Origin of the sequence: Clostridium sp. chh4-2 (assembly GCF_002899675.1) — a bacterium.
Taxonomy (GTDB): domain Bacteria; phylum Bacillota; class Clostridia; order Lachnospirales; family Lachnospiraceae; genus CHH4-2.
Genome location: NZ_PKUU01000026.1, coordinates 1 through 12,520, shown reverse-complemented (window position 1 = coordinate 12,520; position 12,520 = coordinate 1). Strand labels below are relative to the sequence as shown.

The following is a 12,520-nucleotide window of genomic DNA, read 5'->3' as shown; positions in this document are numbered from 1 at the left end:
AATCCCTCCTGTTTTTACTCTTATGTAGTTGTCCCGGCCAGGATCTCAACACATTGTCCCGATATATCTGTGATTCATTTTATTTTCTTGTGAATTAATCATAAAATATATCGTATCATCTAAGATATTCTTATTATAACTTCCCAGTTGTTTGTTGACTAATACTAATAAAGTATGTTACTATAGCTCAAAGCTATGGACCATTTTCACAGGAAAGGAGCTGTTTTTATGGAAATTAAAGATGCCGATTATGTTCTGGCTATCGCCAGAAACCGTAATATCTCAAAGGCAGCCAAGGAATTATATATCTCCCAGCCGTCTTTAAGCCGTTATCTCTCAAATTTGGAAACACGTCTCGGAACTGTTTTATTCGAGCGGCAGAATAATGATATCGTGCCCACCAGCGCCGGAGAAATCTATATCCGGTATTCTTTGGATATCGCGGCAAAAAAGCAAGACCTTTACCGGGAACTCCAAGCACTGAAATCACAGGAAACCAATGTGATCAGGATCGGCTTCACCCTAACTTCCATCACCCTTTATCTGTGGGAAGACTTTGCAGAATTTTATAAAAAATATCCCAATTATCAGATTGAGACATCGGAAATATTAAACCGGGATATTGAACAGGCTTTAGTCGACAACCGTCTCACCTTTGCCGTCTCCTGCACGCCGGAAGACACAACGGTGCTGAATTTCCAAAAGGTATGCGACACTTATTTTCTGGTTCTCATCCCTGCCTCCAATCCGGTCTGTCAAAAGGCAGAACAGATTCCCGGCCTCCCTTTTCCCTGGATTGATTTAAATGAGATATCAAACGAAAAATTCATTCTACAGAATCTGGACTGCCGAATCCGCCGGGATATCAACCAGGTTTTAAAAAATAACGGGATCACCCTGCCTCATGTAATCACTACAGTGCAGAGTTCCACCGCAGCGATTCAGTATGCGGAAAAGGGCATCGGCCTGTGCTTCTGTTCGGACTCCTTTTATTCCTATATCAGCCGTCCGGATAATGTAAAAGTATTCTGCATCGGTTCTCCGGTGGCCATAGATGCATCCGGCATTCTTTCCCTTAAAAATAGGAAATTTACTCCTCAGGAAAAGCTGTGCATCAAAATCATCAGCCAAAATCTGATCTCCCGGACAAATAATCTGGGGCAATACGGCAGCTTCCTGCCATAACGGAAAGGACTTTCACATGAACACAGACCTGACTTTAGACCACTCGGAAAATAAGCTTTGGCGCTTTTTGCTCCCCATGCTGTTAAGCGTCATGTTTCAGCAGTTTTACAACATCGCCGACAGCATGATCGCCGGAAGATTTGCCGGAGAAGACGCATTGGCGGCCGTTGGAGCTTCCTATCCCATCACAGTCATCTTCATGGCATTTGCCACGGGCAGCAACTTGGGATCTTCCGTCATCGTTTCCCGGCTATTCGGAGCCAAAGATTTTAAAAAAATGAAATCGGCCGTCACCACTGCCTTTATCGCCTGCGGAATTTTAAGCCTTTTCCTCACAGCCTACGGCCTGATCTTCTGCGCCCCCATGATGAGGCTGATCCGGACTCCAGGCAATATCTTCGACGCAGGGGCTTTGTATCTTCGCATCTACACCCTTGGAATGACATTTTTGATCCTCTACAACGTGTGCACGGGGATTTTTACGGCAATCGGGGATTCCAAAACCCCTCTTTATTTTCTGATCGGTTCTTCCGTGGGTAATATCCTGCTGGATATCTTATTTGTGGCCGTTTTTCACATGGGCGTGGCCGGCGTGGCGTGGGCGACCTTTATTGCGCAGGGCATTTCCTCTCTTTTGGCGCTGTTTACGCTGTGGGGACGTCTGAAAAATATGACCGGCGGAGAAAATGCTCCCTTTTTTGACAAATACATTTTTAACCAGATTTCCTCCATCGCCGTTCCAAGCATTATGCAGCAAAGCGTGCTGTCCGTTGGCAATCTGTTCATCCAGGTGATCGTAAACCAGTACGGTTCCGTCACCATCGCAGGATATTCTGCCGCAATCAAATTAAATACCTTTGCCATCACCTCATTTATGGCTCTCGGCAGCTGTATGTCCAGCTTCACGGCTCAGAACATCGGAGCGGGGCGGCCTTTCCGCATCCCTTTGGGGTTTAAAAAAGGAATAAAGCTTTCCCTCATCGCTGCGGTGCCGTTCTTTGTCCTGTATTTCCTGTTCAGCAATCAGATGATGGGGCTGTTTCTCAATGAAAGCAGCGCGGATGCCATCCAAGCGGGAAGCTGGTTTTTAAAAATCGTTTCGCCCTTCTATTTCATGATCGCCATCAAATTGATGACCGACGGAGTTCTCCGGGGAGCCTCGGCCATGGTTTATTTCGTCATCGCCACGGTCCCGGATCTGATACTGCGCATTTGTTTTGCCTGGCTGTTCTCCCCTGCGTTTGGAAGCACGGGAATCTGGATGGCATGGCCCTTTGGCTGGATTGCGGCCACGGTTCTTACCGTCATCTTTTACAGGCGCATCCTGGCGAAGCTGCTTTAGCATCCATATATCGTTAACGGAAGGGGGATTTTATATGAAAATCCAGCGGCTGCTGGGGCTGCTCAGCATTCTTGGAGAAGTGGATAAAATTACGGTTCAGGAACTGGCCGAACGGTTCGAAGTTTCTAAGCGGACCATTTTCAGGGATCTGGAAACGCTTAGCTGCGCCGGAATCCCCATCGTATCCTATCCGGGACTTGGCGGCGGAGTGGCAATTATTAAGGAATATAAATTGGATAAAAAGATTTTAACGGAAAATGATTCAGAAAAGCTTTTGACGGCGCTGAACGGCCTGAAAAGCATTGACAACGACTCAGATGTGACGAATTTGACTGCAAAGCTGGTGCCCGGACAGGAATCCGATTTTCTGACCGAAAGCCCCTATGTGATAGACTTGTCTTCCTGGTTTCAGGACAGTCTGACACGTGAAAAAACAGCCGCTCTCCACCGGGCCATTCTGGACCGCCGCCTGGTGCGCATGGATTATATCGGGAAAACTTCCCGTTCCATAAGAACTGTGGAGCCTCATAAGCTTCTATTCCGGCAGTCCTATTGGTATCTGTATGGGTTCTGCCTTAAACAAGGTGATTTCCGCCTGTTCCGTCTAAACAGAATCGCGTCCTTTGAATTATTGGAAACCCAGTTTCAATTCCGCCCTGTCAAAACGCCTGAATTTAAAACAGATTTCGGGAAGGACCTTTTGTCTTTTCAGGCGAAAAAAGGCTGGTTTGAAGTGGTCTTGGAATATGACCTTTCCTGTGAATTTGACCTGACCCAAAAGATCGACGCGTTCTTCTTACATCCCCTGGTATCTTCAAACGGGGAAGGGCGGTCTACAGATCACGGGGAAATCCGTTTTTATACTGCCGACCTGTCCTATGCCGCCGATTCAGTCATAGGGCTTTTGGACAAAGTACGGGTTATCTCCCCGCCGGAGCTTTTTGCGGAAATTCAAAAACGGATTAATAAAATAAATTGTTTTTATAAAGGATGACATACAGCTGTCATCTTTTTTATTGTAGAATGATGACTGTTCAGTTACTATTCACAGCGACGGCAGAGGCCATCGGCGCTGTGAATAGTAAGCGGTTCAGAAAGGTGGAAATTAAATATGAAAAAAGAAGCGCTAATTTTTATTTTTGACGGTTATGCAGATTGGGAACCTTCGTATCTCTGTACGGAACTCAATTCGCAGGAAAGCGGCTATACGGTCAAAACAATCAGCTTAGACAAAGCTCCGAAACTCTCCATGGGCGGGTTTAAAGTCCTCCCCGACTATTCCGTCGAGGATTTTCCCGATGAGTTCAGCCTGCTCATCCTATGCGGCGGGTACGCCTGGATGGAACAGAAAAACAACGGCGTGCTCCCAGTGGTGGAATACGCGGTTAAACACCATATCCCTGTGGGGGCAATCTGCAATGCGGTTAATTTTATGGCCGAAAACGGTTATCTGAACACCATCCGTCATACGGGAAATACTTTAGAGTTCATGAAATCGCAGGCACCCCACTACATAGGAGATCAATATTTTCTGGAACAACAGGCGGTCTGCGATTCCGGCATCATCACGGCTAACGGTTCCGCCGCTCTGGAATTTGCCAAAGAAATCCTGATTTTTATGAAAACAAAACCGGAAGCTGACATTGCAGAATGGTACCGGCTTCATAAAACAGGGTTCTATCCCGGTTCCAACTCAAATTAATCGCTCAGTTTCACGTCCTGAGCAGACAGACTGCCGCTCCGGCTGCTGTAGATTTTCCACAGTTGGGGCGGCAGCCTTGTGTGATTTAGGAAAGATAAGCCGCCATAATGTATTCTTCCTCATTTTCGTCTATAACGCGAAAACCGGCTTTTTTATACATGTTTACCGCATAATTGGCCTTCTGAACAGACAGGGAAACCTTTCTATATCCGCCGGATTTCAGAATTGAAAGCAGTTCTTTTAACAGCTCCGTGCCGATTCCCATCCCTCTGTATTCTTTATGTACAGACATGGCAAGGGAGGGCGTTTCGTCGTCAATATGCCCGTAATCATTCATGATCCGCACCCAGACAGCGCCTGCAATCTTTCCTTTTATCTCTGCGGCCAGAGCCTTATCGTGCTTTGACTTTCCAAAATTCAAAACGTATTCCTGCAGTTCAGGCGTATTTATTATAGATTTCGGAGGCGGATTTACGCCCTCGGGAATATAAATTGCTTCGTACAAAAAATCATTTAATAACGGATATTCCTCTTCCTTCATCTCTCGTATTCTATACCCCATATCCAAGTTTCAAATTCTTCCTTTCAATATTTTCTGATTCAATCAATACCTGCTTTTTCATATTGTATCATAATCTAACCTGCTTTCACATAAATGGATTTTTCATTACGAAAGCCAACTGCAACCGTTCAGCCAATTTACCGTTTTTATAAAAAGCCGCATACGGCTTCACTAAATTTTTTTATTAAATAATCCTCCCATTATTAAAAAATCCCTCTTGCAGAAATCACGGATTCAGTGTACATTATGTTCTTAGAATCATACGAAGAAAGAGGACAAAACGATGTCAAAACAAGCGACAAAAGACATGACTTCAGGTTCACCAATGAAATTAATACTGGGATTTCTGATCCCCATGCTGTTCGGCCTTTTATTTCAGCAATTTTACAACATGATGGACACAATTATTGTGGGCAAATACCTGGGCGTGAGCGCATTGGCATCTGTCGGGTCAACCGGCTCCGTCAACTTCATGATCATCGGTTTTTGTATCGGCGTGTGCAGCGGATTTTCCATTCCCGTGGCACAGAAATTCGGTGAAAAGAACTACTCCGCCCTGCGCCGCTTTGTGGCCAACAGCGGATGGCTGGCGCTGATCTTCTCCGCTGTCATGACTACGGTTGTATGTCTGTTCTGTTACAGAATCCTGGTATGGATGAAAACGCCTGTCGATATCATCGACGGAGCTTATGATTACATATTTATCATTTTCCTGGGCATACCGGCCATTTATCTCTACAATATGCTTTCCGGCATCATCCGTTCACTGGGAGACAGCACTACACCGCTGTTTTTCCTGCTGATTTCCTCGGTGCTCAACATTTTGCTGGACTTATTTACCATCATTGTCCTTCATATGGGGGTTGCAGGTGCGGCTTATGCCACCGTAATCGCTCAGGGTGTATCCGGAATCCTCTGCCTCTTATACATGAGAAAGAAATTCACCCTTCTTAAAATGGAAGGGGATGAGTGGAAACCGGACGCAGGTTCCATGAAAATCCTGTGCGGAATGGGAATCCCCATGGGACTTCAATATTCCATCACGGCAATCGGAAGCGTAATCCTTCAGACTGCTGTCAACTCCTTGGGATCAGTGGCCGTTGCATCTGTCACAGCAGGAAGCAAGATCAGCATGTTCTTCTGCTGTCCATTTGACGCCATGGGGTCCACGATGGCAACTTACGGGGGCCAGAATGTTGGAGCCAAACGCCTCGACCGCATCAGCCAGGGACTGAAATCCTGCGTTATCTTAGGAGCGGTCTATTCGGTTATCGGCTTCGCTGCGCTCTATCTGTTCAGCGATACGGTGGCTCTTTTGTTCGTAAATGCAGAGGAAACGGAAATTCTTCATAATACAAGGCTTTTCCTCCTCGGCAACAGCCTGTTTTATTTCCCTCTGGCTCTTGTAAATATTGTCCGTTTCATGATACAAGGGCTGGGCTATCCCAAACTGGCGATTTTGGCCGGTGTCTGCGAGATGGCTGCCCGTTCCTTTGCAGGCTTCTGTCTGGTGCCTGTGTTCGGATATATCGCCACCTGCTACTCCAATCCGATCGCCTGGATTGCAGCAGACCTGTTCCTGATTCCGGCTTACCTTCGGGTGATGAAGGATTTGCGGAGGCGGTTTCAGATGGAATTTAACTAGCAATCACAAGGATTGGGAGGGACGAGAAGAATAGGGAGCCGGGAATGGGGGATGGGCCGCGCTTTGGCGGCTGCCTCCATTTCCGGCTCCCTGTTACTTGCTGGTTTTTGCTGGACTGGTTAATATTTTTTTACGTACATCCTCATTTTTTTACATCAACCCTGAAGGCATTTTCAGAAATGCCTTCACCCTTTACTTTAAATCCTCAAAGCATTTTCGAAAATGCCTTCACCCTTTACTTTAAATCCGCGTATCCCACCTGCCACAGAATACATTTTCATTAAAACGCCCATGGAACGGGGATTTTCCCATCATCTTATCCACAGCAGCGCTGATGGCCTCATCCGAATTTACATAAGCATTGATATATGTCTTTGCCATAGGCACATCGATCAAATGATTGGTAAAGTTCAATGACAGGAAAATGGTTGGCAGCTGTGATACATACCACGGCTGTGTGATCGGAAGCGACCATTTCACCCGCATGGTGTTAAACTGTGCAAAACCTGCCACATTGAGAACCACCAGGCAGAGATCGTATTTTGCGGATACTTCTTCCATCTTTCCCTTGATCTCCGGGTTGCCCGCATCCACTTCGAAGCCCTTTTCTTCCAGTATTTTAATCAAACGGGCTTTTACTTCCTCGCTGTCATCCGGTTTTAACTTTCCGGCCACAACGGTTCCTTCTCCGCCGATGAATACCAGCTTGATCCGTTTTTGTTTTTCGGGGCTGATGGGCAGATAATGTTTTGTGTCTTTTACAAGCGTGATGTAACGGTCTGCCATCCGGGCCGCTATTTTTTTGTGTTCTTCACAGCCGATTACGGATAATCCTTCTTTCGCCGGAATCAGCCTTCCTTCTTTCTGAAGCTTATGCAGTTTCAGGCTGGCCTTTATGCCCAAAATACGGCGGAGGGCATCCTCCATGCGCTCTTTGGAAATGATTCCGTTTTTATAGCCGTCCATCATATATCCGAAATCTTCTTCCATATCGTTGAAGAACAGGAACATATCGCATCCTGCGGCAATAGCCCTTGGCAGCTGCTCTCTTCTGGGCATGGCTGCGAACATTCCGATCATATGGGACGCATCGGTGACCACTAACCCGTTAAATCCAAGCTGTTCTTTTAATAAGCCGTTTATCAGTTCCGGAGACAGAGTTGCCGGAAGGATCTCTTCATCCTTCATTCCCGGGCAAAGCTTTTTGCTGTACTGGGGAAGGGCGATATGGCCTGCCATTATGGTCATCACGCCTTCATCGATCAGGGTTTTATATACTTTTCCAAAAGTCTGGTCCCATTCCTCGCAGGTCATATCGTTGACGCCCATGATGAGATGCTGGTCATTTTCCTCGGTTCCGTCTCCTGGGAAATGCTTACAGCAGGTTGCCATATTCTGCGTTTTTATTCCGCGGAAAAATTCTTTGGAATAGGCGATTACATCGTCAGGATCGTTGTTAAATGCCCGGCACTGTACGATTGTATTTCTCCAGTTGTACAGAAGATCCACTACGGGAGCGAAATTCCAGTTGCAGCCCACCGCCGCGCTCTCTGCCGCGCCGATTCTGGCGGATTCATAAGCTGTGGACGGGTCATTGGATGCGGCTACGGCCGCTCCGGTGGCGATGGCCGTTCCGCCTGCCACTCCGCCGTTTCCTCCCGCTTCACAGTTGGAGGCGATTAAAAGGGGAATTTTCGTATTTTCCTGAAGCACCCGGTTTTGTTCGTAGATCACTTCCGGAGCGTCGTTGTGATAGCGGATGGCCCCCACATGATAATGATCCACCACGTATTTTAAATCCTCCGGTTTCCGGCTGGTTACCATATTGACAAACAGCTGGCCCACTTTTTCTTCATCGCTCATTCCCGCAATGGTGGTTTCGATCCAATTGATATCTTCTTCTGTTAAACAATACGGTTTCTCTCTCAAATTTACCATAATCTTCGCTCTCCTTTATTTTAATAGATCCTGAAATTCACGAATCAGCTGTTCCTGGTAATCTCCTTTATAAGTTCCTTCCAATAGGCGGGGAAATGCTTCCGTTCTCAGGCGGGTCCAGGAAAATTCCTCTTTTCCCGGAAGAATGGGATAAAAGAACACCCCGTTTGCCTCAGCCGCTTTTAAATCTCCGGGCGCGTCTCCTGCCATCAATACATGGGATGTTTCATATCCTTCTTCCAGCTGCAGTCCGATACAACGGGCTTTGCTGCCCATATCCTGAGTCATCACGTCTTTCAGATAAGCGGTCAGACCGTGGCGGGTCCACTCCGCTTCCACGGCCTCCCGGTTGGCGGAAGACACTACCACGATATCGGCCTGACGGCTCATGGCTTTAAGCCCCTCTTTCACGCCGGGAAACGGTTTGTCGTCTTTTGGCAGCCGGGATATGGAATCATTTACCCGCTCGGACCAGTTAAGGGCCTTGAATAATATAGGGCTTCCGGTTTCTTTGGCCTTCTGTTCCAAAGCGCGGTTGGAAAGCTCGCCGCTCTCTTCCACCCATTTTGTCAGATCGCTGATATCCTCTTTCAAAATTCCCATGTCGGCATATGTGCTGAGCGCCAGCTCCAGACCGAGGAAGCGGTTAATTCCCCTGGTTTTGGAGTATAAGTTCAGCGTGTCCCATATTTTCAGGACTTCCGTTCTCCACGGTTCCAGAGCCCATACGTTTAAAAGCTCGGGGCCGAAGCAAAATTTATGTTTAACATTCATGGTATCCATGGCACATCCGTCGGAATCCACGCAAACCAGATACTTTTTTCTCTCCATAAGCGCTCCTTTCTAAGTTAAGCTGCTTTTCTGGCTGCCAGTTCGGTCTGGATCTCAGCCATTTTTTCCTTGTCCAGGCGGTACCATCTCATAGCTATGATGGTTGCCAGATGGCCCAGAATCGGCACGATACAGAAGCAGACCATGATTGCCATGTTAAATGTATCGTTAACCGGCTCATTTGGCTTGATTACCACATTACCTACGCCTGCCATGGTTAAGGCGAAGCCCTGGATCAATGCGGAGAAGGAAGAAATCATCTTGTCGATAAAGGAGAACAGCGTTCCCATCATGCCGGGCACGAAACGGCCGCTTCTGTAGCTTTCATAATCGGTACAGTCCGCGATCATCGGGATGATTCCTGAGTTGCCCATACTGGCGAGACATTTCTGAACCAGGAACAGGCCTAAGAAGATTGCCGGAGCTTCCGGATTGGGTTTTACGATGAACATGATGATTAACATGATCATGGAGCCCCAGGTACCTGTCAGGAAGGTTCTTTTCAGACCGAATCTTCTGGATACGAACACGCCTCCGATGGAGATTGCTACCAGCGGAATGATTAACATACTGGAAAATACGCCCTGAAGTTTTGAATTGAGAAGCATGTTGGCAAACAAGTAAGTCATCGTACCGCTCATCAAAAGCTGTCCCAATTTATCGGTAGCCGCTGAGATGATCAGCATCTGAATCGGGCGGTTATGTGCAATGATATCTGTGTAATCTCTGAATTTCAGCTTTGGCTGTGAGCCTGCAACGCCGAAGAATTCCGGTCTGTCTTTCTGGCTGATGCCGATCATCGCCAGGATGGTGAAAATGAAGGAGATCAGAGCCAGGATAAGAACCGCTTCTCTCCACATAGCCGGATTGATCATGCCTAATCCTTTGCCGTTTTCACCGATAAACTCGCCTACGGAATATTTTTCAGCCAAAATGGTGGTGATCAGCATAGGAACCAATGCGCTTGCCATCTGGGTTAACACGCTGTCGAAACCTGCAAAAATCGGTCTCTGTTTCGGGTTATTGGTAAGAACCGCCTGACCTGCTTTTGTAACGACGGTCTGGCAGGTATATCCAACAATGTATAACACATAGAAAACAGTGGTTAAAACGTATTTCTGTGTAAGGCCCAGAGTGCCCGGAATATTGAAAATGACGATCAAACAGGCCCAGATAATCACGTTGCCGACCAGCATATACGGTCTGAACTTGCCAAATTTCCCATTGGTTCTGTCAACTAAAAATCCTACGATCGGATCTGTGACAGCATCAAAGATACGGGTGCTAGTGGCTATGATTCCAATAATGGCTGCCGCCATACCGAGCACATTTTGTGTAAAATAGGAGTACTGCATCATTAAAAACATGGCAATGTTTGTTGCACAGTTATTTAATGAGAAAAACCCGATCTGCCAGATCTTAGCATTATTATATTGTTTTGCTGTTCCCTTATTGTTTTCCATATTATCCTCTCTTTCGCCTTTTACGGCATGTTTTTCGGAATGCTTCGTGACGGCATTTCCGAACGTTGCAGTTTCTAATCAACACTGAATTTAAAAGATTGTTTAAGGTTATTTCAAATTTATTTTTTCGCCGGCTTTATTGATATCTTTATTTTAGCAAAATTGACTTTTTACCGTTAGGATTATATAATTGTAATTAGCAATATTTTATTATATGATAAAGTCAATTTCAATAGATCTCAGAGAGTATTTTTGTGCATTTTTTATAATTTATTACTGTTCAGAAAGGAAAATAGCCCATTATGGAAGCAGCTTTGATCTCAAAACAGTTTATCGAAGCCTTAACGGAGGTTCCCGCCGCAGTATGTGAAAACCGGCTGGAGGATATGGAAGTTTACATTAAGCAGTACATCCCGGATTTTCTGAAACAGAATTTTCCGTTTTTTATTACGGAAACCATGGCGGAATCCTTTCAGCCCCGCATCCTATATCACATCACGGATTTCATCGGCTTGAATTTCACTTTTTTTCTGGTGGAAGAAACAAACCAATTATTCCTGATCGGCCCATACCTGCTCAATACGCCTGATAATTCTTATTGTGAACAGATTCTCCAGGAGAACAATCTGAATCTCTCCCTGCTGCTCCCGCTTTATCAGTATTATATGGGAATGCCGATTGCCACCAATTCCACCATGCTGGAAGCGGCCAGAACAGCTATGAAAGTGATCACCCATTATGAAGAAAATATTCCCTATCAGCATTACCAGCCCCAGGCAAAGCACAATAGAGAAGTTGCCAATCTGTCTCCTGAGGGATACGATGAAGCGATGATGGAACTTTTAGAGCAAAGATACCGCATGGAAAAGATGATGCTGCAGGAGGTGCGCCAGGGAAACTCGGATCTGGCGCTGAAATATTACCGTCTCTTTTCCCAGTACAGCCGTTCCATCGTCAGAACGGAAGATCCCATCCGCACTGCTAAAAACCTGGGCTTTTCCCTGAATACCATGCTGAGGAAAAGTGCTGAACTGGCCGGAATCCACCCGGTATATCTGGATATTATATCATCAAATTTCGCGATGCTGATTGAGAATTCCAACAATCTGAAGGAATTGGACGAATTTAAATTTCAGATGATAAGCGCCTACTGCCGTTTCGTCCAGAAGCACCGGCTGGACCAGTATTCGCCGTTAGTCAGAAAGGCAATTACCTATATTCATGTGAGGCTGGCCGATCCTTTGACATTGGGAAAAATCGCAGATGGAATTAAAGTGAGTTCCTCTTATCTGTCCAAACTGTTCAACGAAGAGGTGGGCAAATCCATCTCCAATTACATTACGGAAGCCAGGATTCAAAAGGCCGCAGAACTGCTGTCCTTTACAAGAATGCCGATACAAAATGTGTCGGGTTATGTGGGATTCAGTGATTTAAACTATTTCAGCAGATGTTTTAAGAAATATATGGGAATGACCCCCTCAGAATACCGCGGAAAAGAAAGCATTGGGGTGCATTAGAATTGTTGTTTAACGAGGGCGGATAGCGGAGGGTACGCACGGAATCGGGAGGCGGAGCCGGAAGACAAAGGTCGGAAGGGCTGTCCGGGCCGGGGAAGGAAGCTGCAGCCAAATGGGATTCGGGATTCGCCCCTAAGAGCTACTAAGGCCCGTAAGGACAGAACGAGGCAGGCCAGCGCCATTCGCAGTGAACTCTTGATGACTTCGCTGCTCAGCGGCATCGAGTAGGAGGCTACCCATTATTTGGGTAGCCGACCTCTCACACCACCGTACGAACGGGTCTCGTATACGGCGGTTCTTTAGTTTTCACATACTTTGGAATAATAATAAGAAAA

10 protein-coding genes are annotated in these 12,520 nt (G+C 46.3%); 6 read left to right on the top strand and 4 right to left on the bottom strand.

What is annotated here, in order from left to right; translation table 11 throughout:
* The first annotated feature begins 228 nt into the window (after positions 1-228).
* The 4 genes from C0033_RS21985 (at position 229) to C0033_RS21970 (ending at position 4,229) form a co-directional block, all read left to right on the top strand.
* Positions 229-1,185: a LysR family transcriptional regulator gene (locus tag C0033_RS21985; RefSeq protein WP_180994853.1), complete on the top strand. Its 957-nt coding sequence runs from the start codon at positions 229-231 to the stop codon at positions 1,183-1,185.
* Positions 1,186-1,201: 16 nt separating this feature from the next.
* Positions 1,202-2,527 (top strand): MATE family efflux transporter, encoded by a 1,326-nt coding sequence (locus C0033_RS21980; protein ID WP_103230071.1) that lies wholly within the window; start codon positions 1,202-1,204, stop codon positions 2,525-2,527.
* A 34-nt stretch (positions 2,528-2,561) separates the two neighbouring features.
* Positions 2,562-3,521 carry a YafY family protein gene (locus C0033_RS21975; RefSeq protein ID WP_103230070.1) on the top strand — a complete coding sequence of 320 codons (960 nt, stop codon included), beginning with the start codon at positions 2,562-2,564 and terminating at the stop codon, positions 3,519-3,521.
* 117 nt (positions 3,522-3,638) lie between these two features.
* On the top strand, positions 3,639-4,229 hold the full coding sequence (locus C0033_RS21970; protein ID WP_103230069.1) for a type 1 glutamine amidotransferase family protein: 591 nt from the start codon (positions 3,639-3,641) through the stop codon (positions 4,227-4,229).
* Positions 4,230-4,314: 85 nt separating this feature from the next.
* On the opposite strand, the gene C0033_RS21965 is transcribed toward C0033_RS21970, so the two are convergent.
* Positions 4,315-4,791: a GNAT family N-acetyltransferase gene (locus C0033_RS21965; protein ID WP_103230068.1), complete on the bottom strand. Its 477-nt coding sequence runs from the start codon at positions 4,789-4,791 to the stop codon at positions 4,315-4,317.
* Between the two features lie 283 nt (positions 4,792-5,074).
* Here C0033_RS21965 and C0033_RS21960 point away from each other — a divergent pair, with 283 nt between their 5' ends.
* Positions 5,075-6,436, top strand: coding sequence for an MATE family efflux transporter (locus C0033_RS21960; protein WP_103230067.1), 1,362 nt, complete (start codon positions 5,075-5,077; stop codon positions 6,434-6,436).
* A gap of 240 nt (positions 6,437-6,676) precedes the next feature.
* On the opposite strand, the gene C0033_RS21955 is transcribed toward C0033_RS21960, so the two are convergent.
* Genes C0033_RS21955 through C0033_RS21945 form a run of 3 tightly spaced genes read right to left on the bottom strand, consistent with a single transcriptional unit; the run spans position 6,677 to position 10,668 of the window.
* Positions 6,677-8,374, bottom strand: coding sequence for a glycoside hydrolase family 3 N-terminal domain-containing protein (locus C0033_RS21955; protein ID WP_103230066.1), 1,698 nt, complete (start codon positions 8,372-8,374; stop codon positions 6,677-6,679).
* Between the two features lie 15 nt (positions 8,375-8,389).
* Positions 8,390-9,205 carry an HAD hydrolase-like protein gene (locus C0033_RS21950; RefSeq protein WP_103230065.1) on the bottom strand — a complete coding sequence of 272 codons (816 nt, stop codon included), beginning with the start codon at positions 9,203-9,205 and terminating at the stop codon, positions 8,390-8,392.
* Between the two features lie 17 nt (positions 9,206-9,222).
* A complete protein-coding gene (locus C0033_RS21945; RefSeq protein ID WP_103230064.1) occupies positions 9,223-10,668 on the bottom strand; it encodes an MFS transporter in 1,446 nt (481 codons plus the stop codon).
* Between the two features lie 302 nt (positions 10,669-10,970).
* On the opposite strand from C0033_RS21945, the gene C0033_RS21940 reads away from it, so the two are divergent.
* Positions 10,971-12,185, top strand: a complete 1,215-nt coding sequence (locus tag C0033_RS21940; protein ID WP_103230063.1) for an AraC family transcriptional regulator — start codon at positions 10,971-10,973, stop codon at positions 12,183-12,185.
* Positions 12,186-12,520: the final 335 nt, after the last annotated feature.